This window comes from Shinella sp. WSJ-2 (assembly GCF_003432075.1).
In the GTDB taxonomy this organism is placed as follows: domain Bacteria; phylum Pseudomonadota; class Alphaproteobacteria; order Rhizobiales; family Rhizobiaceae; genus Shinella.
This window is the reverse complement of sequence record NZ_QWBU01000002.1, coordinates 534,889-556,899: the sequence shown is the minus strand read 5'-3', so window position 1 is coordinate 556,899 and position 22,011 is coordinate 534,889. Positions and strand designations below refer to the sequence as shown.

Genomic DNA, 22,011 nt, shown 5'->3' with positions numbered 1-22,011 from the left:
GAGCCGGATGCGTACCACCAGACTCTGTCGTTCAAATGTGTTCGTCCAATGCGATTTCGGCCGGCCGAATGCCGGTAACCGCGTCATTGGTTTGTCTGGCGAGCGCCACCCTGTGCCATCATTTGGCTGTCGCCCCGGTATTTCTCGAGCATGATTGCGCGCTTCACTACACCCTCACCCGCCTGCCCTGCAAGCGCTGCGGCATGGATAAACGCATTACTTCCCAAAAGGCCCTCCAATTCGCTCTCCGAAAAGAGCTTGAAGGAGGGTATTTCCGTTTCATCATCGGTGAGAAAGCTCGAAGCCTTCCGCGCCTGGTCTATTTTCCGCACACCGTCGGCCGCCGCATCCGTCGCATGGAAGACGGCAAGAGCCGCAAGCGCCCGTACGGCCTGATCAACCTTCGAGGAGCCCGTGATGAATTGACCCGCCTTGCGCGCCATGTTCATCATGCCGCCGAGCTGGGCGGCGATCAGCCGGTCCACCTCGGCGCCGAGATCGGGCGCCGCCTTGGCTTCCGTCTTCAGCGCACGCCCGAAAAGCTTCTTGGCGACCGCCTTGTCGACGATCGCCCTTTCAGCCTTTACCCAGCATCCGCGTCCGGGGAGTTGACGCTTCAGGTCCGGCACGACGCTGCCGTCGGGACCTGCGACGAAGCGGATCAGATCATCCGCCTCGCCCTTTTCGCGCGTCACGATGCACATGCGGTCGTTCACGCCGTCCTCGTCCTTCTTGCCCATATAGGTTTCCGTTTCTGCCAACGCAAACCGCTGTGCAAAATCAGCGGGCGACATGTTTATCGTTCAAGGACGCCGATCAGGCGTCCTGTTCGCCACCCTCGACGACCGGCTCTTCCTTTGCCAAGTCCTCTTCGGTGATCCAGCCGGCCGCAAGGCGGGCCTGGACGACCATGGCTTCAGCTTCGGCGCGGGAGACCTCGAACTTCGAGAACAGGCCCTCGAACTTCTTCGTCTCGCCGTCCTTGCGTTCCGACCAGCCGACGAGATCGTCCGCGGCGCAGCCAGCGAAGTCTTCCATAGTCTTGATGCCGTCTTCGCCGAGCGCGACGAGCATCTGGCTCGTCAGGCCGTCGATCTGGCGCAGGTCGTCGGAAACGCCGAGTTCCTTGCGCTTGGCGTCCATCTCGGCCTCGATACGGTCGAGATATTCGCGGGCGCGGGTCTGGATTTCCTGGGCCGTGTCTTCATCGAAACCGTCGATCGAGGCGATTTCGTCGAGATCGACGTAAGCCAGTTCTTCAACGGCGGCAAAGCCTTCGGACGCCAGAACCTGGCCGACCATTTCGTCGACGTCGAGCGATTCCATGAAGAGGTTGGTGCGCTCGTTGAATTCCTTCTGGCGGCGCTCCGACTCTTCGGCTTCCGTGAGGATATCGATGTCCCAGCCCGTCAGCTGCGAAGCGAGGCGCACGTTCTGGCCGCGGCGGCCGATGGCCAGCGACAGCTGCTCGTCAGGAACGACGACTTCGATGCGCTCGGCATCCTCGTCGAGAACGACCTTGGCGACCTCAGCCGGCTGAAGCGCGTTGACGATGAACGATGCCGGGTCCTGCGACCACGGAATGATGTCGATCTTTTCACCCTGAAGCTCGCCGACGACGGCCTGGACGCGCGAACCGCGCATACCGACGCAGGCGCCGACCGGATCGATCGACGAGTCGTTCGAGATGACGGCGATCTTCGCACGCGAACCGGGGTCACGGGCGACCGACTTGATCTGGATGATGCCGTCGTAGATTTCCGGAACTTCCATGGTGAAGAGCTTCACCATGAACTGCGGATGGGTACGCGACAGGAAGATCTGCGGGCCACGCTGTTCGCGGCGCACGTCGTAGACGAAGGCGCGGACGCGGTCGCCGTAGCGCATGTTTTCGCGCGGGATCATCTCGTCGCGGCGGATGATGCCTTCGCCACGGCCGAGATCGACGATGACGTTGCCGTATTCGACGCGCTTGACCGTGCCGTTGACGATCTCGCCAATGCGATCCTTGTATTCGTCGAACTGGCGGTCACGCTCGGCTTCGCGCACCTTCTGCACGATGACCTGCTTGGCCGACTGGGCGGCGATGCGGCCGAAATCCATCGGCGGCAGCGGATCGGCGATGAAGTCGCCGAGCTTGGCGTCCGGGTTGCGGTCGCGCGCCAGCTCCAGCGGGATCTGGGTCGAGTAGTCCTCGGCGTGATCGACGACTTCCAGCAGGCGCTGGAGGCGGATTTCGCCGGTCTTGGAATTGATGTCGGCGCGGATGTTTGATTCCGTGCCGTAACGCGAGCGGGCTGCCTTCTGGATGGCGTCGGCCATCGCGGCAAGCACGATCTCGCGGTCGATGACCTTTTCACGGGCCACGGCATCCGCGATCTGCAGAAGCTCAAGCCGGTTCGCACTGACTGCCATTGTCTCAGGTCTCCATGGTCGAGCCGGGTTTTTCGCCCCCGGCAATCGGGAGCGGCTGGGCCGCTCCGGTTCCGTCCTCTCCGTCCCGCCACTTCGGGCGAAACGCACGCACTTACTTATTCTTCGTCGTCGCCGTCTTCGTCGTTCTGGTTGGCCGCCTGCGCGGCCTTTGCCTTCTTGTCGGCAGCCAGCGCGTCGCGGATCAGCTCGTCGGTCAGGATCAGCCGGCCCTCGGCAAGCGCCGTGAAGGGAATGACGACCGTCGGCGCTTCGCCGGGTGCAGGCTGGTCACGCTCCAGCGTGAAACCGTTTTCGTCAGCGGCAACGATCTTGCCGCGGAAGCGCTTGCGGCTTTCGACGAGGATCGAGGTCTCGCATTTCAGCAGATGACCGCTCCAGCGCGAAAAGTCCGACTTGCGCACCATCGGCCGGTCGATGCCGGGCGACGACACTTCGAGATGATACGCCTTGTCGATCGGATCCTCAACGTCGAGCACCGGCGAAACGGCCATCGAGACGGTCTCGCAGTCTTCGACGGTCATGGTGCCGTCGGGACGCTCGCACATGATCTGCAACGTCGCGCCGTTCTGCGCCGACAGGCGCACGCGCACCAGCTGGTAGCCGATCTGCTCGATGGTCGGCTCGATTATGTCGGCAACGCGGCGGTCGAGGCCGGTCTCGACGATCAGGCGCGGCTCGATCGCCACGGTTTGCGTTTCACTCGTGTCGGACATGACATGCCCTCCCGGGATGGTCGTTATCATGCACCTGATCGCGGCAACAAAAAAGAGCGGGTCCTCGCGGGCCCACTCTTCATCTGACGATCAAGAATTTGGGAGTGATATAGACCGGGTTTGTCACAAATGCAAGGTCAGGCCTGAATGCGCCTGTGGGCGAGCGATTTGCGCGTCATCGCCTTGCCGCTTTTGTTCTTTGGACTAGATTGCAAGTGATCACTGCGTCGAGAATGAGTGCCCCACCGTGCCGGACCGGAAATCCCCCCTCGCCCCCTTCCGAAACGAAACCTTTCGGCTGATCTGGGCGGCGAGCCTGATCTCCAATTTCGGCGGGCTCATCCAGTCCGTCGGTGCGGCCTGGATGATGGCCTCGATCTCACCCTCCGCCAACATGGTGGCGCTGGTGCAGGCCTCGACCTCGCTGCCGATCATGCTGTTTTCCGTCGCCGCCGGCGCGCTCGCCGATAATTTCGACCGGCGCAAGCTGATGCTGACGGCGCAGTGTTTCATGCTGGCGGTCGCGATCGGCCTCACCCTCTGTACCTGGTATGGCGTCATCACGCCCTGGCTGCTTTTGACCTTCACCTTCCTGCTCGGCTGCGGGGTGGCGCTCAATAACCCGGCCTGGCAGGCCTCCGTCGGCGACATGGTGCCGCGAGAGGACCTGCCCGCCGCCGTATCTCTCAACAGCATGGGCTTCAACCTCACCCGCTCCGTCGGCCCAGCGATCGGCGGCGCGATCGTTGCCGCGGCTGGTGCCGCAGCCGCCTTCGCCGCCAATGCGCTCAGCTATTTCGCGCTGCTCTATGCGCTGATCCGCTGGAAGCCGAACGTCTCGCCGCGTGCCTTGCCGCGCGAAGATTTCGGCCGCGCCATCTCGGCGGGCCTGCGTTACGTCTCGATGTCGCCGAATATCGGCAAGGTTCTGCTGCGCGGTTTCGCCTTTGGTCTGGCGACCAGCTCCATCCTTTCGCTTCTGCCGCTGATCGCCCGCGATCTCGTGGCCGGCGGGCCGTTGACCTACGGCATCCTGCTCGGCTGTTTCGGCCTCGGCGCCATCGGCGGCGCGCTGATGAACGCACGGTTGCGTGAAAAATTCACCAGTGAGACCATCGCCCGCATGGCCTTCACCGGCTTCGCCATCGCAGCCACGGTATCGGCGATCAGCACTTCGGCGGCGATCACCGGCGCCGTGCTGTTGATCGCGGGCTCCTCCTGGGTCATGGCGCTCTCGCTGTTCAACACGACGGTGCAACTCTCCACTCCGCGCTGGGTCGTCGCCCGTGCGCTGTCGCTCTATCAGACCACCACCTTCGGCGGCATCGCCGCCGGCAGCTGGATCTGGGGCACGACCGCCGATACGCACGGCGCGCAGACCGCACTCCTCGCCTCCGCCGTCGCGATGATCGCGGGTGCGGCCCTCGGCCTGCGCTATGCGCTGCCCGAACTACAAAGCCTCAATGTCGATCCGCTCAACCGCTTCAGCGAGCCGGATCTGCCTCTCGACCTCAAACCGCGCAGCGGCCCGATCGTCATTCTCATCGACTACCAGATCGCCGAGGGCGACATTCCGGAATTCCTGGAGGCGATGACCGAGCGGCGGCGCATCCGCATCCGCGACGGTGCCGGTCAATGGGCGCTGATGCGCGATCTTGAGAACCCGACGATCTGGACCGAGACCTATCACGTGCCGACCTGGGTGGAATATGTCCGCCACAACCAGCGCCGCACCCATGCGGACGCCGCTAATGGCGAAAAGCTGCGCCAGCTGCACAGCGGCGCGGAGGACCCGCGCGTCCACCGCATGATCGAGCGCCAGACCATCGTCCCGCACGAATACGAGCGGTTCAAGCGGCAGGTGGACATGCACTAAGCGGAGGAAAGCCGCTTGGTGCTTTTGCTGGAAATGTTTTACCGCAGTTTAGATTTCAGCAAGGCATCCGGGTAGCAGGTCGGCGCAAGCCCGTTCTTCGCCTGCCAGTCGCCGAGCGAGCGGCGGGTCTTGTAGCCCGGCAGGCCATCGACCTTTCCGACATCGTAACCCTTGGCGACCAGCGCCTTCTGCATGGCCAGCACATCCGAGCGCAGCATCTTGCCGATATCGCCCCACTGGCCCTGGAACGCCCCGCCGCCATAGGCGATGCGATCGGCGAGATTGCCGAGGAAGAGCGCATAGAGGTCGGAGTTGTTGTATTCCTTGAGCACGTAAAAATTCGGCGTGACGATGAATTCCGGCCCATGCGTGCCTGCCGGAACCAACATCATGCCGGAAGCTTTGGCCTCGCCACCCGAAAAGCCCTTGCCGGAAATGCGCTTGATACCCGTCGCCGCCCAGGCCGAGATCGGCTTGGCGAGGTCAGGCCCCTCCTGCGCACAGGACACGCCATCGGGAATGGAGACCTCGTAGCCCCAGCTGCGACCGGCCTGCCAGCCCTTCTTGGCGAGATAGTTGGCAATCGACGCCAGGCTGTCCGGCACCGAGCCCCAGATATCGCGCACGCCGTCGCCGTCGAAATCGACGGCATATTGCAGGTAGCTGGTCGGCATGAACTGCGGCTGGCCGAGCGCGCCGGCCCAGGAGCCTTTCAGTTGCGCCACCGTGCGGTCGCCGCCATCGACGATGTGCAGGGCGGCGATCAGCTCCTTGCGGAAAAGGTCCTTGCGCGTCGACATGAAGGCCTTGGTGGCGAGCACCTCGACGGCAGAATAGGGGATCTTCGCGCTGCCGAAACCGGATTCACGGCCCCAGACGGCAACGACGATCTCGCCGGGAACGCCGAATTTCTGCTCGATCTTGCGCAGCGTCGAACCATGCGTTTTGGCAAGGCTGCGGCCGGTACCCGCCAGCCCCTGCAGGCGCTTTTCGGAGAAATAGGCACCCGGCGAGGAGAACTCCGCCTGGCTCTGCGCCTGCTCCTTCTTCGGCTTGGAGCCGGGCGGCACGAGATCGGGCAGATCCCAGTTGAGCGTCACACCCTCCATCGCCGCGCGAAAGGTCTTCTCGCTGACGCCGGTCTTCTTCGCAGCCGGCCAGAGATCCTTGTCGATCCATGCCCGGAACATCTTCTCGACCTCGGCCTTGGACGCGGCCGCCGCCGGCAGGGCCAAAGCGAGGGAAAACAGGGCGATGCCAATGGAGGCCTTCAAGGCTTTGCGCATGCTCAAAAGGGGTCTCCTCAGATCGCGGTGCGGGCGCGGAGTGCGGCCGTCAGGGTTCCTTCGTCGAGATAATCGAGCTCGCCGCCCACCGGCACGCCGTGGGCAAGCCGCGTGATCTTCACGTCTAGGCCCGAGAGCTGGTCGGTGATGTAATGCGCCGTCGTCTGGCCCTCGACGGTGGCGTTGACGGCGATGATCAGTTCGCGCACGCCGCCCTTCGCCACCCGGTCGACAAGGCCGCGGATGTTGAGATCGTCAGGCCCCACGCCATCGAGCGGCGAGAGCGTCCCGCCGAGCACATGATAGGCCGCGTTCATCGCGCCAGCGCGTTCCAGCGCCCAGAGGTCGGAAACGTCCTCGACGACGATGATCATCGCGTGGTCGCGGCGCACATCCGTGCAGACGGTGCAGGGATCGCTGGTATCGACGTTGCCGCAGCAGGAGCAGATGCGCACCTTGCGATGCGCTTCGCCCATCGCGTCGGCGAGCGGGCCGAGCAGCTGATCCTTCTTCTTGACGAGATGCAGCGCCGCACGCCGCGCCGAGCGCGGCCCGAGGCCCGGCACCTTGGCCAGGAGCTGGATGAGTTTTTCGATTTCGGGGCCGGTGACTCGTTTTGCCATTGCCGCTATCTAGAGCATTTCCGCGTTTCTTTGAATCGCGAAAACGCTCTGCCTTTTGTTTTGCGCAATTCCGGACGCAAAACCGCTTCGCACTTTTACTGGAATTGCTCGGCCCCATATCAAGAGGAAACGGAATCTTTGGAGATCGACGCTTGATCAAAATCCTCGCCGTCTGTACGGGCGTCGCCCGCCCCATCCCAGGCAAAGGCTACAAGACCGGCATTTTCAAGGTGCCGACCGATGCGGCCATCGTCGTCGATCGCGAGGGACTTCTGGGCGACGCGATTTGCAACCGAAAGCACCATGGCGGCCCGGAACAGGCCGTCTATGGCCTTGGCTCCGTGGATCTCGACTGGTGGGCGAAGGAGCTTGGCCGCAGCATCGAGCCCGGCACGCTGGGTGAAAATCTCGTCATCCAGGGTATCGACAGCCGCTCCGTCTCCGTCGGCGACCGGTTCGAGACGGAGAGCGTGCTTCTCGAAGTGACCTCGACGCGTATTCCCTGCAACACGCTGACGGCGAAGATGGGCGATCCCGGTTTCGCACGCCGCTTCATGCAGGCCGGCCGGCCGGGTTTCTACTGCCGGGTCCTGCGCGACGGCGTGGTGCAGGCGGGCGATGCCGTGACCTATACTCCGTTCCACGGTGACCCCGTCACCATGCCGGAACTGCTGCGTACCTACGGCAAGAACATATCCGAAGACGACCGCATCCGCTATCTCGCCGCCCCTATCGCCGACAAGTTGCGCGCCGCGCTGACCGGCTGATCAGCGCGCGGCAATCGCCGCCGCGGCACCCGCCATGGTGCCGGCGCTGAGCCGGTTGGCGATGCGCACGGCACGCGGGCTCTTCAGGAACAGGCGGGCGCGGGAGGCGAGGAACACCCAGGCGAGATCGATCGCCACGAGCACGACGAACATCGTCACGACCAGTTCGGCCCAGCCGACCAGCGTAACGGCGCCGAGATCGATGATCGCAGGCAGAAGCGCCACGTAGAACATCATGATCTTGGGATTGCCGAGCGTCACCGTCAGCCCGGCGAAGAACAGTTTTGCGCCGGAGCGCGCCTCGGGCAGCGCCTCCTCCCCGGTGTCGGTCGGCGCGAACCACATTTTCCAGGCGAGATAGAGCAGATAGGCGACGCCGAGCCATTTGATGGCGACGAAGGCGGCGTGGAAGGTTTCGGCAATCGCGGCAAGACCGAGCACGGCGAAGGTGAGCCAGACACCCTCGCCGATCCACATGGCGGCGAGGAAGGGCAGCACATCCTTAGGCCCGCGCGACAGCACGCGGGCAACGAGGGCGGCAATGCTCGGACCGGGCGAACCGGCCGCCATCATCAGCGCGCCGGCAAAGACAAGCAGGGTCATCAGGCTCATCGGAAATCCTCCTCGGGAGCCCTTACCCTACAGGATCAGAACGGCAGTTTGAAGCCGGGCGGGATCGGCAGGCCGGCGGTCAGCGCCTTGGTCTTTTCGGCCGCCTGGGCCTCGGCCTTGTCCTTGGCATCCTTGTGGGCCGCGACGATCAGGTCCTCGAGGATTTCGACGTCGTCTTCCTTGAAGAGCGAGGGATCGATCTTGAGGGCCTTGAGGTTGCCCTTGCCGTCGAGCGTGACGGAGACCATGCCGCCGCCGGAAGAGCCGTTCACCTCAAGGGCGGCGATCTCCTCCTGCATCTTCTCCATCTTGGCCTGCATTTCCTTGACCTTGCCCATCATGCCCATGATGTCGCGCATCGGTCTCTCCTCTTATTTTTGGATATTAATGTTCAATATCGTCGCCGGGCAGGATGTCACCCTCGGCGGATTCCGCTGCGGCCGCGACCACGACCGTCTCGGGCTCATCTTCGGTTTCCTGTACCTTGATCCGTACGTCGGTGATCTTGGCGCCGGGAAAGCGTTGCAGAATGGCCGCGACGTCGGGGTCCTGGCGCGCGTCCGCCACACGAGCTTCCTGCGCCATCGTTTCGGCTTCCGAAAGCGTGGGGCCACCGGCCTCGCGCGACAGAATGACCAGCCAGCGCTGGCCCGTCCATTCCTGGAGCCGGTTCGAGAGGTCGGCGACCAGCGATTTCGGCGCGTCGTCGGTCAGACTGATTTCCAGCTTGCCGGGCTCGACGCTGACGGGCCGCACGAAGGCGCGCACCAGCGCCCGGAGGCGGATATCGCGGTTCTTGGTGCAGAGATCGGCGACGTCGGAAATCGAGTTGACCGGGACTTTTGGCGCGGCGGCCGGCTGGGCGGCAGGCGCGGTCTCAACCCGGCCGACTGGCTGCGCGGCGGGCTCGGGCTGCGGGACGGGGCGCAGCATGGTGACGGCGCCACCACCGGCCTGAGCCCGCAGCGGCTGATCCGGCTGGCGCGCGACGGCGGAAACGGAAGCCTGCGCCGATGGCTGGCCGCCATTCCCGCCCGATGGCGGTGCTCGAAAACCGTTGCCGCCGCCGTCACCGCTGGTGAGGTCGGCGAGCCGGCGCGCGGCGTCTTCCGGTGAAGGCAGGTTGGCCGCATGGGCGAGGCGGATGATAACCATTTCGGCGGCCCCGGCCGGACGGCTGGAGGCCTCGGCTTCCGGAATGCCCTTGAGCAGCATCTGCCACATGCGCGACAGCGCCGTGACCGCGATGGAATTGGCGAATTCGACGCCGCGCACGCGCTCGACCTCGCTCAGCGACTGGTCGCCGGTCGCGTCCGGCACATATTTCATGCGGGTGACGAGATGGGTGAAATCGGCAAGGTCCGTTAGCACGACGGAGGGGCTGGCACCCGCCTCGTATTGCGCGGCGAATTCGGCAAGGGCTGCCGCGGCATCGCCCTTCACGATATGCGCGAAAAGATCGACGATGCGGGCGCGGTCGGCAAGGCCGAGCATGGAGCGCACGGCATCGACTTCGACGCGGCCGGCACCGTGGGCGATCGCCTGGTCGAGCAGCGACAGGCCGTCACGCGCCGAGCCTTCGGCGGCACGGGCAACCATGGCCAGCGCATCCGGCTCGAACTCGACGCCTTCCTTGCCGAGAATGGTGGTGAACAGGCCGACGAGATCCGACGCGCCGATGCGGCGCAGGTCGAAACGCTGGCAGCGCGACAGGACGGTGATTGGAACTTTCCGAATTTCCGTCGTCGCGAAAATGAACTTCACGTGCTCCGGTGGCTCTTCGAGCGTCTTCAAAAGGCCGTTGAAGGCCTGCGTCGAGAGCATGTGCACTTCGTCGATGATATAAACTTTGTAGCGCGCCGAAACCGGGCGGTAGCGCACCTGCTCGATGATCTCTCTAATGTCGTCGATACCCGTATGCGAGGCGGCGTCCATCTCGATGACGTCGACATGGCGGCCTTCCATGATCGCCTGGCAATGTTCGCCGGGCACACGAAGGTCGATCGTCGGCTTGTCGATCTCAGGGGTCTTGTAGTTCAGCGCGCGGGCCAGGATGCGGGCGGTCGTCGTCTTGCCGACCCCGCGGACACCCGTCAGCATATAGGCCTGGGCGATACGGCCGGTCTCGAACGCATTCGTCAGCGTGCGGACCATCGGCTCCTGGCCGACCATGAGGTCCGAGAAATTCTTCGGCCGGTACTTTCGCGCAAGGACGCGATAGGCGGCGGGCTTTTCGGTGGACGGTTTGGAGGTTTCGTCGCTCATCGACCCTGCCGTTATTCAAATGTCTGTCCCGACAGGACGGCCAGAAGCAGGACGGTAAGGTGGGAGGCTGGCACGATGACCCGTGCCGGAGCTCGTTGGGGCTGCTTCCTTCCGGACCTGACCCGGTTGGCGAGTGGCTCGTCCACCACCAACCTCCCGTCCCCCATATCGGCAATATTCCATCCGAATGCAAGCGCGGCTTATAAAAAACTGTTGGAGGGAATTCGGGCCCATGGCATGAATCGTTGATAACAGCATGCGGGAGAACCCGATGAGCGATTTTCGACCCGACGACCGGCTGGCGCGCGACAGCGATCTCCTGACGAAGATCGGCCTGTGCGAGCTGCGCCTTATGAAGGACAGCCGCTGGCCCTGGCTGGTTCTGGTGCCGCAGCGCCCTGATGTCAGCGAGATCTTCCACCTCACGCCGCTCGACCAGACCATGCTGACCTTCGAGACCACGCTCGTCGCCGAGGCGTTGAAGAAGGTGACGGGGGCAACGAAGATCAATACCGGGGCGCTCGGCAATATCGTGCGCCAGCTTCATGTTCATGTCATCGCCCGCAGCGAGGGCGATCCCAACTGGCCCGGCCCCGTCTGGGGCTTCGGCACCGCCGAGCCGCGCTCGGCCGAGGAAACCAAGGCCTTTTCAGCCAAGCTTTTGGACGCAATGACCCCATGAAGCCATCGCTTTTCGATCTCTATCGCCCGCATGCGGAACCCAGCACCATGGTGGCCTTTGCGGAAAACACGCTCGACCGCCAATCCGAACACCGCGCCGCCGATTGCCTGGAACAGGCCTTCAAGGCGGAAAACGTGCATGCCTTCGCGCTCGCCAGCGGCAAGCTCGTCGTCAAGCATGACGAGAAGATCATAGATCCACTCTTTGCGCCCTACGAGCTTGCCGAACTCGATCCTATCCCGGACGAATCCATCCTGCTCGGCTATCTCAAGAACGGTGAGCCGCGGCTGGCGATCCCCGTGCGGGCCGATCCCGATACGCTGCAGGAACCGCTGAAGGCCACCGACGGGCGCACGCTCTATCGCCAGCAGATGCTCGACGACGACCTGCTCGGCCAGTTCGCCCAGGCCTCCAGCCTGATGACCTGGAACGGCAACAACCGGTTCTGCGGCAAGTGCGGTTCGCCCACCCGCTCGGAGATCGGCGGCTATCGCCGTGTCTGCGAGGCCTGCAACCACACGATCTTCCCGCGCACCGATCCGGTAGCCATCATGCTGGTCATCGATATAGAACGGGACCTCTGCCTGCTCGGCCGCTCGCCGCACTTCCAGCCGGGCATGTATTCCTGCCTCGCCGGCTTCCTGGAGCCGGGCGAGACGATAGAACATACGGTGCGCCGCGAAACGCTGGAAGAATCCGGCATCAAGGTCGGCCGCGTGCGCTACCATGCCTCGCAGCCGTGGCCGATGCCGCATTCCCTGATGATCGGCTGCTATGCCGAGGCGATCTCCTTCGACATCCGCCGCGACGAGACGGAGCTGGAGGACTGCCGCTGGTTCACCCGCGACGAAACGGCCGAGATGATCGAGCGCAGCGCCACGTCCGGCACAGCAGCGGGCACCACCACGCCGCCGCCGAAGGGCGCCATCGCGCACCGTCTGATGCGCGACTGGCTGGACTGGAAGATTTAGAGCGTTTCAGCTTTTCTTCGAATCGCCGAATTGCTCCAGTTCTTTGTTTTTACGCAATTCCGGACGCAAAGCAGCTTCGCACTTTTGCTGGAATTGCTAGAACGCGCTGCGCATCGGATGCGCCCGGTAGGTGCCGAGGATACGCACCTTTTCCGAGAAGAAGCGCAGTTCGTCGAGCGCGCGACGGACATGCGCATCGTCGGGATGGCCCTCGATATCGGCGTAGAACTGCGTGGCCGTGAAAGTGCCACCGATCTGGTAGCTTTCGAGCTTCGTCATGTTGATGCCGTTGGTGGCGAAGCCGCCGAGCGCCTTGTAGAGCGCGGCCGGGATGTTGCGCACGTTGAAGATAAAGGTCGTGACGATGATCTCGTCCTCGACGCGTTCGGCGACAACGGGCTCGCGCGACAGGACAACGAAGCGCGTGACGTTGCTTTCGGTGTCCTCGACATTTTCCGCGATGATCGACAGGCCGTAGAGATCGGCGGCGAGACGGGGCGCCAGCGCCGCCATCGAGCGGTCGCCGGTTTCCGAGACGAGCTTGGCCGCGCCTGCCGTATCGCCTGCGATGACGGGCTTCCAGCCGTTGAGGCGCACGATCTTGCGGCATTGGCCGAGCGCATGGATATGGCTGTGGACCGTGCGCACCTCGTCCTTGGTCACGCCGGGCAGCACCATGAGTTGAAAGCGGATCGGCATGAAATATTCGCCGACGATGTGCAGGCGCGATTCCGGCAGGAGATGGTGGATGTCGGCGACGCGGCCGGCAATCGTGTTTTCGATCGGGATCATGCCGAGATCGGCATCGCCGTTCTCCACGGCCAGCAGCGCATCCTCGAAGGTCTGGCAGGGCAGCGGATCCATGGTCGGAAACATGTCGCGGCTCGCCATGTCGGAATTGGCGCCGAACTCGCCTTGGAAGGCGATGCGGTTGGTCTTCATGGTCATGGCAGGATCCGATCAGATGGGATTGGCCGCAAGCATCAGGCGGGCCTTTTCGAGGTCGGCGGGAGTATCGACACCAAGCGGAACCGTGTCAACGATCTCAACATCGATGCGCATGCCGGCTTCGAGCGCCCGAAGCTGCTCCAGCGATTCCCGCTTTTCCAGCGTCGAGGGCTTCAGCGCGACGAAGGCTTCGAGCGCCTTGCGGCGGTAAGCGTAGAGCCCGATATGGTGATAGAGCGGGCCATTGCCGTGCGGCGCCGTCGCGCGCGTGAAATAGAGCGCGCGCAACCGGTTTTCGCCGATCGGCGAACCGACGACCTTCACGACGTTCGGATTGGTCTTTTCGTGCTCGTCGCGGATTTCCGTCGTCAGCGTCGCGATATCGGTCGCGGCGTTTTCCAGCGGACGAAGTGCTGCGCGGATCGTTTCCGGATCGATGGTCGGCAGGTCTCCCTGCACGTTGATGATCAGCTCGGCGCGGCCGTCCGGATCGCTCTTTGTGAGCGCTTCATGGATGCGGTCGGAGCCGGACTGGTGGTCGACGCGCGTCATGACGGCCTCGAAACCGGCCGCAACGACGGCGTCGAAGACTGCCTGATCATCGACCGCCACCACGACGCGTCCGACATCGGCAGCGGCAGCGCGGCGCGCGACCTGTACGATCATCGGCAGGCCGGCAATATCGGCGAGCGGCTTGCCGGGGAGCCGGGTCGAGGCCATGCGGGCCGGAATGAGCACGAGGGTCTTGTCAAATTTGGCGGAATTCATCGCAGGCCCTTCAAAACCCCCGGGAAAAGTGTCAAAAAGTCTCAGTGCGGGGGCTACAATCACTGTTGCAACGAAGCAGCAAAAGACATAGGTTCCGCGCGATTTCAAGACTGGCGGGTATCAGGTCCGCCGGTCGCTAGGGGAGCGTTTGGATGAACTCTTATGTGAACATGGGCGTGGGTGCCCTGCTCGGCACCGTTTTCGTGTTGATGTCCGTGTCGATCGCTTCTGAAGGCATTTTCCATTCGGGCCATCCCGAAAAGGAAGGTTTCGCGATCGTCGCCGCCGAAGGTGGCGAAGAGGGTGCGGCAGGTGGCGGTGAGGCCGCAGCCGGCACGCCGATCGCGACCCTGCTCGCCAGCGCCGATGCAACGGCCGGCGAAGCCGTCTTCAAGAAATGCGCAAGCTGTCACACCGGGGAGAAGGGTGGACCGAACAAGGTCGGCCCCAACCTCTTCGACGTCGTCAACCGCCCGATCGCCTCGCATGAAGGCTTCAGCTATTCCGCAGGCATGACCACCTTCTCCGAAGGCCACAAGGTCGTTTGGGACTATGATCACCTGAACTTCTTCCTGGAAGCGCCGAAGAAGCACGTTCCCGGCACCGCCATGGGCTTTGCCGGCCTGAAGAAGGAAGACGAGCGCGCCAACCTGATCGCCTATCTGCGCACGCTCTCCGACAACCCGGCCGCCCTGCCGACCCCGTCGGCCGAAGGCGCTGCTGCGACCGGCACGGATGGTGCAGCTCCCGCCGAAGGCGGTGCTGCTGCCACGACCGAGGGCGGTGCAGCCGCTACGACGACGGAAGCCAAGCCCGCCGAGGGCGGCGCTGCAACGACCACGACCGAGGGCGCAGCCCCGGCCGAAGGCACGACGCAGGGCACCACGACCGAACAGCCGGCCGCTCAGTAAAGCAGGCCAAGCCAGAACACCGAAAACCCGGCCTTCGTGCCGGGTTTTTTGTTGCCTGCCAATAAAGGTTACTCTCGCTGTCGATAGGTTCAGCCTTGTTTGGGACTTCCATTTTCTTCCCTCGCTCACCTACCCTCCTCCGTCATCCTCGGCCTTGAGCCGAGGATCCATGCCACAAGCGAGGCGGTGCGGAGGTGTGGATCCTCGGCTCAAGGCCGAGGCGACGGAGGAAAGGGTGTGGCTCCCCTCACCCCAAAAGCCAGGCCCAGAAGGACACGGTGAACACGCCGAGCGCCGTCGTGATGGTAATGGTCGAGGACGCCAGGCCGTGGCCGACGCCGAAATGGTTGGCGAGGAGCCAGGCATTGACGCCGGTCGGCACGGAGGAGGTGAGCACCATGGCCGCCGTCCATTCCGGGCTGAGGCCGAGCAGGCGGCAGGCGACGTAGACGCAGCCCGGCAGCATCACCAGCTTGAGGCCGGTCATGGCGAGCGCGATGCCGGCATTGCCGCCGACCTTGTATTTGTTGAGCGCCATGCCGATCGAGACGAGGGCCGCCGGAGCCGCCATCGCCGCGATCTGGTCGACCACGACCTTGACCGGCCCGACCAGCGGAATGCCGCCGATGTGAAACACGGCACCGAGCGCCAGACCGATGACCAGCGGGTTGCGTACCAGGCTTTTACCGATGCCGAGAAGCAGGCTGGCGAAACTCTGCGGCTCGCGTGTGCCTTCCTTGCGCTCGGCCCGCTCCATCAGGATCGTGCCGGCGATCATCATGGTCGGCAGATGCACCGAGAGCAGTACCGAGATTGCGACAAGACCATCCTGCCCGACGACGCGCGCCACGAGCGGCAGGCCGATGAAGACCGTGTTGGCGAAGCCGGCGGAGACGCCGGCCAGTACGCCGATGCGCCGGTCGCGTTTGAAGCCGATCGTCGCGATCAGATGTGCCACCGTCCAGGTGACGGCGACGCCGCCGAAATAGGCGACCCAGATGCGCCAGGGCGCATCGCCGGCAAATTCGGCTTCCGCTATGGTGCGGAAGAGCAGCAGCGGCACGGCGACGCGGAAGACGAATTCGCCGAGCCCTTCCCCCAGTTCCTCCCGGAGGTAGCCGGTGCGCACGAGCAGCCAGCCGATAAGAATAAGTGCGAATACGGGAAGAACGTTGAGGGCGACGTCGGACATGATGATTCCGGGCAGGAAGCAGACGGCGGCGCGCACCATCTCAAGATGACGTCATGGGTAGAGCAATCGCCCGGAGGGGTCCAGCGCGATACGGCCGGAAAGCGCACAAATGAAAAAAGCGAGGGTTATCCCCCCGCTTCCTCATCCCGGTCTGGCCGGGGAAGTGTTTCGCGCTGTGCCAGTACATCCGTGGTCACTGCGGTTCGAAACACGACTTTCGTGTCTGACGAGGTTCTACCGACCCCCTGTTACAAGGGTATGACAGAAACCGTCCGTCGATGAGATGAAGTCTGCCCCGATATGGTTAACAAAAGGTTAATGCGCAAGACCGGTAAAAAAATTCGCAAATCCAGCGATTGAACCGGCGACGTCAAACGTCTTTCCCCTGGTTCCATGCGCCATGCCCTTTCCATCCCTCACGGCTTCCTGTCTTTCGATTGACAAGCCGGCTCCGGGTTCGGACAGTGGCGGCGGCAACGAGACGGCAGCGGTAGGAGGACTTGATGTCTAAACGCGCATTCCTGGGTTTCTCGGCACTTCTTCTTTCCGTGATCGCCTCACCGCCCCTGCCGGCCCAAGCTGAAGAGGCCCGCTCCGTCGTCACGACCGAGAACAGCGACTATTTCGGCTTCGACCTGCGCACCGTGCAGGACGTGACGCTCGACCAGTGCAAGAGCGACTGCATCGACGACCTCTCCTGCCGCGCCTTCACCTACAATCCCAAGGTGAAATGGTGCTTCCTGAAGAGCGACTTCAACCAGCTCAACCATTTCCAGGGCGCGATTGCCGGCAAGATCCTGAAGGCCGACACGGCCGCCGATATCGGCGCGGCACCCGCCATGCCTTTCATCAGCGAATATATGCTGACCGACGCCCGCTCGTTCCGCGACAATCTCGCGCTCGCCGCCGATCAGGCCGGCCAGGGCGCGGAAAGCCTCGCCTCGCTCGGCCGCATCGAAACGGCGTCGAGCCGCTTCGACCAGGCGCTCGCCGCCTATCGCGGTGCACTGTCGCTGGCGCCTGACGATTATTACCTTTGGATCGAGACGGCCGAGTCGATGGGCCGCGCCTATAATAACAGCTATCTGGCCGGCCAGGGCGCGCTGGCCGCGATCAACGCCTACCAGCTGTCGCGCACCACCGAGACGCGCGCGCGGGCGCTCGCGGTGCTCGGCGACACGCTCGACAAGTCGAGCAACTACCGCGCCGGCATCAACGCCTACAAGGCGAGCCTCGACCTGAAGGACGACGTCGCCGTCCGCTCGGCCTATCTCGGCCTGCGCGCGCGCCAGGGCTTCCGTATCGTCAACCATACGATCGATTCCGACAGCGCGACGCCGCGCGCCTGCGTGGAATTCTCCGAGCCCCTGGTGAAGTCCGGCGCCGACTACGCCTCCTTCGTCACGCTCGACGGCGCGGCACCGAAGGCCATCGAGGCCAAGGACCGGCAGATCTGCGTCGAGGGCCTGACCCACGGCCAGCGCTACAAGATCACCTTCCGCGCCGGCCTGCCGTCCTCGGTCGACGAGCCGCTGGCCGCCGCCTCCGACCTCGATATCTACGTGCAGGACCGCGCTGCCATGGTGCGCTTCACCGGTGACGGTTTCGTGCTGCCCGGCAGCGTTCGCCGCGGCATCCCGATCGTTTCCGTCAACACCGACAGCGCCGATCTGAAGCTCTACCGCGTCGGCGACCGCGCCATTGCGGGCCTGCTCAACGAAAGCCGCTTCCTCACCCAGCTCGACGGCTATTCCGCCAGCCGGATCGAAAGCGAAAATGGCGAGCTGGTCTGGGAAGGCAAGATCGAGATTTCGCCGGAGCTGAACAAGGACGTCGTCACCAGCTTCCCGGTCGACGAGGCGCTGCCGCAGCGCAAGCCCGGCGTCTATGTGCTGACCGCCGCCGCCTCCAACGGCCGCAGCAACGAGTGGGACACCAAGGCGACGCAATGGTTTGTCGTCTCGGATGTCGGCCTTACCACCTATGCCGGCACGGACGGTCTGAACGTCTTCGCCCGCTCGCTCGACACGGCCGGCCCGCTTGACGGCGTCGAGCTGCAGCTGATCGCCAAGAACAACGAAGTGCTTGGCACGGCGACGACCGATGCGGACGGCCGCGCGACCTTCACCGCCGGCCTGATGCGCGGCACCGCCGCCAACACGCCCGCCGTTATCCTCGCCAAAAAGGGTGAAGGCGATTTCGTCTTCCTCGACATGACGCGGGCCGGCTTCGACCTTTCCGACCGCGGTGTCACCGGCCGCCCGGCACCGGGCGCCATCGACGTGCTGGCCTGGACCGAACGCGGCATCTACCGCGCCGGCGAGACGGTGCATGCCTCAGCGCTTGCCCGCGACATCGAGGCGAATGCCGTTGAAAAACTGCCGCTGACCTTCGTCTTCAACCGACCCGACGGCGTGGAAGACCGCCGCATGGTGTCGGATGGCGCAGCGCTCGGCGGCCATACGATCGATCTGCCGCTGCAGGAAAACAGCATGCGCGGCACCTGGACCATGCAGGTCTATACCGACCCGAAGGGCACGGCGATTGCCGAAAAAACCTTCCTCGTCGACGACTTCGTGCCCGATCGCATCGAATTCGACATGACGAGCGAAGCCAAGGAGGTCGAGGCCGGCGTCGCCGCTCCGGTTTCCGTCGAAGGCCGCTATCTCTATGGCGCGCCGGGTGCGGGGCTGGAAATCGAGGGTGACGTCGCCCTGAAGCCGACCCATCAGGATCCCGCCTATCCCGACTATGTCTTCGGTCTTGCCGATGAAGAGGCGATCGAAGAGAGCCGCATTCCGCTCGAAGGCCTCGACGTGCTCGACGAGGACGGCAAGGCGACTTTCGACATCAATGTCGCCGATCTGCCGGCCACGACCCAGCGCCTCGAAGCGCTCGTGACGCTGCGCATGATGGAGGCTGGCGGCCGCGCCGTCGAACGCAGCCTCACTTTGCCGGTCAAGTCGGAAGGCGCGATGATCGGCGTGAAGCCGGAGTTCAAGGGCGACCTCTCCGAAAACACCGTCGCCAACTTCAACGTCATCACCGTCGGTGCCGATGGCAAGAAGCAGGCGATGCAGGGCCTGCCCTGGAAGCTGCTCGCCGTGGAGCGGAACTACCAATGGTATCGCGACGGCAGCTCGTGGCGCTATGAGCCGGTGCTCTCCACCTCGCAGGTCGCCAACGGCACGCTTGATGTCACTGCCGACGGCGGCAAGATTTCCGTGCCGGTGACCTGGGGCCGCTACCGCCTCGAAGTGGAAAGTCCGGAGCCGGAAGGCCCCGCCACCAGCGTTGAATTCGACGCCGGCTGGTATGTCGCCGCAAGCTCGACGGAAACACCGGATGCCCTGGAAATCTCGCTCGACAAGGAAAGCTATGCAGTCGGCGACACGGCCAAGCTGAAGGTCTCGCCGCGCCATGCCGGCCAGGTTCTCGTCACCATCGGCGCTGAAAGCCTGATCGCGACCCAGACGGCGGCCATCGGCGCCGAGGGCGGCGAGATTGACATCCCCGTCACCAAGGAATGGGGTCCCGGCTCCTATGTGACCGCGACGCTCTTTCGCCCCGGCTCCGACCAGGAAAGCCGCATGCCGATGCGCGCCATCGGCATCACCTGGCTGAAGGTCGATCCAGCGGATCGCAAGCTGAACCTCTCGCTCGACCTGCCGGAAAAGACTCTTCCGCGCCAACCGCTCGACATTTCGCTGAAGGTCGCCGGCGCCGGTGTTGGCGAAGAGGCCTACATCACGGTTGCCGCCGTCGATGTCGGCATCCTCAACCTCACCCGCTATGAAGCGCCTGACCCGGCCACCTGGTATTTCGGTCAGCGCCGCCTCGGCATGGAAATCCGCGACCTCTACGGCCGCCTGATCGATGGTTCGCTCGGCACGACCGGACGGCTGCGCACCGGCGGTGACGGCGGCGAAGGCGCCCTTCAGGGCGATCCGCCGAAGGAAAAGCTCGTTGCCTTCTTCGCCGGTCCGGTGAAGCTTGATGCCGACGGCAATGCCAAGGTGCGCTTCGACATCCCGCAGTTCAACGGCACCGCCCGCGTCATGGCCGTCGCCTGGACCAAGACCGGTGTCGGCAGCGCCTCGAAAGACGTCGTCATCCGCGATCCTGTCGTCGTGACCGCAAGCCTGCCGAAGTTCCTGGCGCCCGGGGACCGTTCGGACCTGCGCCTCGACATCGCCAACACGGATGCGCCGGCCGGTGACTACACGCTGGAGATCACCCACAATGCCTCCGTGATGGTCGAACAGACCGGTGCGAGCCAGACGGTGAAGCTCGAAGCCGGCGGCAAGACCGCGCTGACCCTGCCGCTGATCGGCGGCGAGATCGGCGATGGTCTCATCTCGCTCAAGCTCTCCAACGGCAACGGTATGTCGCTCGAACAGGCGCTTAACGTGCCGGTGCGCCCGGCCGCCATGCCGATCACCACGCGCCGGCCGCTCGAAATCGCCGCCAATGGCAGCCTGACGATCGACGACCAGCTGCTCGCCGACAGCCAGTTGGCCGGCGCCTCCGTCAGCCTCAGCGTGTCGCGGGCCGCCGCCTTCGACATTCCGGCGCTGCTGATGGCGCTCGATCGCTACCCCTATGGCTGCACGGAGCAGACCTCGAGCCGCGCCCTGCCGCTGCTTTACCTCAGCGAGCTTTCCAAGCAGTCCGGCCTGCCGGAAGACACGGAAACGCAGAAGCGCGTGCAGGATGCCATCTACCGCGTGCTGGCCAACCAGTCGTCCTCGGGCAGCTTCGGCCTGTGGTCGCCGGGTTACGGCGATCTCTGGCTCGATGCCTTCGTCACCGACTTCCTGACCCGCGCCCGCGAACAGAAGTTCGACGTGCCGGAACAGGCGATGCTGCAGGCGCTTTCCAACCTGCAGAACTCCATCTCCTATGATGTCAACGTCTCCACCCAGGGCAACGAGATCGCCTATGCGCTCTATGTGCTGGCCCGCAACCGCAAGGCCGCGATCAGCGACCTGCGCTACTATGCCGACACGAAACTGTCGGAGTTCTCCTCGCCGCTCGCCCGTGCGCACCTCGCCGCGGCCCTCGGCCTCTATGGCGATGCCCAGCGTGCGACGACCATCTTCGAAAATGCGCTCGGCCTCTCCCGCGACAGCGTCATGACCGCCAGCCTCGCGCGCACCGACTACGGCTCGTCGCTGCGTGACGGTGCGGCGATCCTGGCGCTTGCCGCCGAGGCACGGCCGGTTCCGGGCATCATTCCGGAGCTTTCCAAGCTTGTTGCCAAGCAATGGGAGAACAAGCGCTGGACCAGCACGCAGGAACAGACTTGGATGCTGCTCGCCGCCCGCTCCGTGAAGGATGCCGACAAGGACCTGAAGCTGGAGATCAACGGCGCAGCCCGCGACGGCGGCTATGCCGCGCAGATGACGGGCAAGTCCCTGCTGGAGAACCCGCTGACCATCGCCAACCGCACCAGCGAGCCGGTGTCCGCCGTGCTCACCACGGTCGCGGCGCCCATCGATCCGCTGCCGGCCGGCGGAGACGGCTTTGCCATCGAGCGCACCTACTACACGCTCGACGGCGAGGAGGCGAATGTCACGGAGGCCCAACAGAACGAGCGCTACGTCGTGGTGCTGAAGGTGACAGAGCACAACAACTGGGCCTCGCGCATCATCATCACCGACCTCCTGCCCGCCGGCTTCGAAATCGACAATCCGAGCCTCGTCGATAGCGCGAAGCTCGCCAATTTCGACTGGCTCGGCGAGACGGAAGCGGCGCATACGGAGTTCCGCTACGACCGCTTCGTCGCGGCCTTCAACCGCAGCGAAGGCGACAACCGCGACGTGACGCTCGCCTATGTCGTGCGCGCCGTGACCCCCGGCACCTATGACCTGCCGGCCGCCCAGGTGGAGGACATGTATCGTCCGCAATACTCCGCCCGCACGGCGACCGGCCGCATGCAGGTCGTCAAGGCCGAATAAG

At 64.2% G+C, this 22,011-nt stretch carries 17 protein-coding genes and 1 other RNA gene; 6 read left to right on the top strand and 12 right to left on the bottom strand.

The genetic code is table 11. From position 1 onward, the window contains the following. Nucleotides 1-83 precede the first annotated feature (83 nt). The 3 genes from D0Y60_RS06835 to rimP form a co-directional block, all read right to left on the bottom strand. A complete protein-coding gene (locus D0Y60_RS06835) occupies nucleotides 84-740 on the bottom strand; it encodes an RNA-binding protein (RefSeq protein WP_117368070.1) in 657 nt (218 codons plus the stop codon). Between the two features lie 76 nt (nucleotides 741-816). Beyond that, the gene (nusA, locus tag D0Y60_RS06830; RefSeq protein ID WP_117368068.1) at nucleotides 817-2,415 is read right to left on the bottom strand and encodes a transcription termination factor NusA; all 1,599 of its coding nucleotides are present in this window, start codon (nucleotides 2,413-2,415) and stop codon (nucleotides 817-819) included. Nucleotides 2,416-2,531: 116 nt separating this feature from the next. Then, on the bottom strand, nucleotides 2,532-3,149 hold the full coding sequence (rimP, locus tag D0Y60_RS06825) for a ribosome maturation factor RimP (protein ID WP_117368066.1): 618 nt from the start codon (nucleotides 3,147-3,149) through the stop codon (nucleotides 2,532-2,534). A gap of 247 nt (nucleotides 3,150-3,396) precedes the next feature. Between rimP and D0Y60_RS06820 the strand changes: the two genes are divergently transcribed. After that, nucleotides 3,397-5,025: an MFS transporter gene (locus D0Y60_RS06820; protein ID WP_117368064.1), complete on the top strand. Its 1,629-nt coding sequence runs from the start codon at nucleotides 3,397-3,399 to the stop codon at nucleotides 5,023-5,025. A gap of 38 nt (nucleotides 5,026-5,063) precedes the next feature. Here D0Y60_RS06820 and D0Y60_RS06815 read toward each other — a convergent pair whose 3' ends face one another. Continuing rightward, a complete protein-coding gene (locus tag D0Y60_RS06815) occupies nucleotides 5,064-6,311 on the bottom strand; it encodes a lytic murein transglycosylase (protein WP_117368062.1) in 1,248 nt (415 codons plus the stop codon). Between the two features lie 17 nt (nucleotides 6,312-6,328). Then, nucleotides 6,329-6,934, bottom strand: a complete 606-nt coding sequence (gene recR, locus D0Y60_RS06810; RefSeq protein ID WP_117368060.1) for a recombination mediator RecR — start codon at nucleotides 6,932-6,934, stop codon at nucleotides 6,329-6,331. Between the two features lie 155 nt (nucleotides 6,935-7,089). Here recR and D0Y60_RS06805 point away from each other — a divergent pair, with 155 nt between their 5' ends. Further along, nucleotides 7,090-7,701, top strand: coding sequence for an MOSC domain-containing protein (locus tag D0Y60_RS06805; protein ID WP_117368448.1), 612 nt, complete (start codon nucleotides 7,090-7,092; stop codon nucleotides 7,699-7,701). On the opposite strand, the gene D0Y60_RS06800 is transcribed toward D0Y60_RS06805, so the two are convergent. The 4 genes from D0Y60_RS06800 to ffs form a co-directional block, all read right to left on the bottom strand. Further along, nucleotides 7,702-8,313 (bottom strand): LysE family translocator, encoded by a 612-nt coding sequence (locus D0Y60_RS06800; RefSeq protein ID WP_117368058.1) that lies wholly within the window; start codon nucleotides 8,311-8,313, stop codon nucleotides 7,702-7,704. It abuts the gene before it with no gap. A 35-nt stretch (nucleotides 8,314-8,348) separates the two neighbouring features. Continuing rightward, on the bottom strand, nucleotides 8,349-8,672 hold the full coding sequence (locus D0Y60_RS06795; protein WP_117368056.1) for a YbaB/EbfC family nucleoid-associated protein: 324 nt from the start codon (nucleotides 8,670-8,672) through the stop codon (nucleotides 8,349-8,351). 25 nt (nucleotides 8,673-8,697) lie between these two features. Beyond that, complete coding sequence (locus tag D0Y60_RS06790; protein ID WP_117368054.1) at nucleotides 8,698-10,578, bottom strand: DNA polymerase III subunit gamma/tau; 1,881 nt, start codon at nucleotides 10,576-10,578, stop codon at nucleotides 8,698-8,700. 59 nt (nucleotides 10,579-10,637) lie between these two features. Further along, nucleotides 10,638-10,735: signal recognition particle sRNA small type (gene ffs, locus D0Y60_RS06785), an RNA gene on the bottom strand. A gap of 114 nt (nucleotides 10,736-10,849) precedes the next feature. Here ffs and D0Y60_RS06780 point away from each other — a divergent pair. Continuing rightward, nucleotides 10,850-11,260 (top strand): HIT family protein, encoded by a 411-nt coding sequence (locus D0Y60_RS06780; RefSeq protein ID WP_117368052.1) that lies wholly within the window; start codon nucleotides 10,850-10,852, stop codon nucleotides 11,258-11,260. Continuing rightward, nucleotides 11,257-12,231: an NAD(+) diphosphatase gene (gene nudC / locus D0Y60_RS06775; protein ID WP_117368050.1), complete on the top strand. Its 975-nt coding sequence runs from the start codon at nucleotides 11,257-11,259 to the stop codon at nucleotides 12,229-12,231. Before D0Y60_RS06780 ends, nudC begins: the two co-directional genes overlap by 4 nt. A 96-nt stretch (nucleotides 12,232-12,327) precedes the next feature. On the opposite strand, the gene D0Y60_RS06770 is transcribed toward nudC, so the two are convergent. Both D0Y60_RS06770 and D0Y60_RS06765 read right to left on the bottom strand, forming a co-directional pair. Beyond that, a complete protein-coding gene (locus D0Y60_RS06770) occupies nucleotides 12,328-13,179 on the bottom strand; it encodes a prephenate dehydratase (protein ID WP_117368048.1) in 852 nt (283 codons plus the stop codon). A gap of 12 nt (nucleotides 13,180-13,191) precedes the next feature. Then, nucleotides 13,192-13,947 carry a 3-deoxy-manno-octulosonate cytidylyltransferase gene (locus D0Y60_RS06765; protein ID WP_117368046.1) on the bottom strand — a complete coding sequence of 252 codons (756 nt, stop codon included), beginning with the start codon at nucleotides 13,945-13,947 and terminating at the stop codon, nucleotides 13,192-13,194. A 152-nt stretch (nucleotides 13,948-14,099) separates the two neighbouring features. On the opposite strand from D0Y60_RS06765, the gene D0Y60_RS06760 reads away from it, so the two are divergent. After that, complete coding sequence (locus D0Y60_RS06760; RefSeq protein ID WP_117368044.1) at nucleotides 14,100-14,858, top strand: cytochrome c family protein; 759 nt, start codon at nucleotides 14,100-14,102, stop codon at nucleotides 14,856-14,858. Between the two features lie 247 nt (nucleotides 14,859-15,105). Here the strand turns inward: D0Y60_RS06760 and D0Y60_RS06755 are convergent, their stop codons facing one another. Continuing rightward, a complete protein-coding gene (locus tag D0Y60_RS06755) occupies nucleotides 15,106-16,050 on the bottom strand; it encodes an AEC family transporter (protein WP_117368446.1) in 945 nt (314 codons plus the stop codon). A gap of 503 nt (nucleotides 16,051-16,553) precedes the next feature. Between D0Y60_RS06755 and D0Y60_RS06750 the strand changes: the two genes are divergently transcribed. Beyond that, a complete protein-coding gene (locus tag D0Y60_RS06750) occupies nucleotides 16,554-22,010 on the top strand; it encodes an alpha-2-macroglobulin family protein (RefSeq protein WP_117368042.1) in 5,457 nt (1,818 codons plus the stop codon). Nucleotide 22,011 lies beyond the last annotated feature (1 nt).

Bases quoted from the DNA above. Each gene is read 5' to 3' on its own strand.
- nusA (WP_117368068.1), bottom strand. From the start codon at position 2,415: ATGGCAGTCAGTGCGAACCGGCTTGAGCTTCTGCAGATCGCGGATGCC.
- D0Y60_RS06750 (WP_117368042.1), top strand. From the start codon at position 16,554: ATGTCTAAACGCGCATTCCTGGGTTTCTCGGCACTTCTTCTTTCCGTG.
- D0Y60_RS06795 (WP_117368056.1), bottom strand. From the start codon at position 8,672: ATGCGCGACATCATGGGCATGATGGGCAAGGTCAAGGAAATGCAGGCC.
- rimP (WP_117368066.1), bottom strand. From the start codon at position 3,149: ATGTCCGACACGAGTGAAACGCAAACCGTGGCGATCGAGCCGCGCCTG.
- D0Y60_RS06755 (WP_117368446.1), bottom strand. From the start codon at position 16,050: ATGTCCGACGTCGCCCTCAACGTTCTTCCCGTATTCGCACTTATTCTT.
- D0Y60_RS06760 (WP_117368044.1), top strand. From the start codon at position 14,100: ATGAACTCTTATGTGAACATGGGCGTGGGTGCCCTGCTCGGCACCGTT.
- D0Y60_RS06835 (WP_117368070.1), bottom strand. From the start codon at position 740: ATGGGCAAGAAGGACGAGGACGGCGTGAACGACCGCATGTGCATCGTG.
- D0Y60_RS06815 (WP_117368062.1), bottom strand. From the start codon at position 6,311: ATGCGCAAAGCCTTGAAGGCCTCCATTGGCATCGCCCTGTTTTCCCTC.
- recR (WP_117368060.1), bottom strand. From the start codon at position 6,934: ATGGCAAAACGAGTCACCGGCCCCGAAATCGAAAAACTCATCCAGCTC.
- D0Y60_RS06765 (WP_117368046.1), bottom strand. From the start codon at position 13,947: ATGAATTCCGCCAAATTTGACAAGACCCTCGTGCTCATTCCGGCCCGC.
- D0Y60_RS06800 (WP_117368058.1), bottom strand. From the start codon at position 8,313: ATGAGCCTGATGACCCTGCTTGTCTTTGCCGGCGCGCTGATGATGGCG.
- D0Y60_RS06780 (WP_117368052.1), top strand. From the start codon at position 10,850: ATGAGCGATTTTCGACCCGACGACCGGCTGGCGCGCGACAGCGATCTC.
- D0Y60_RS06770 (WP_117368048.1), bottom strand. From the start codon at position 13,179: ATGACCATGAAGACCAACCGCATCGCCTTCCAAGGCGAGTTCGGCGCC.
- nudC (WP_117368050.1), top strand. From the start codon at position 11,257: ATGAAGCCATCGCTTTTCGATCTCTATCGCCCGCATGCGGAACCCAGC.
- D0Y60_RS06790 (WP_117368054.1), bottom strand. From the start codon at position 10,578: ATGAGCGACGAAACCTCCAAACCGTCCACCGAAAAGCCCGCCGCCTAT.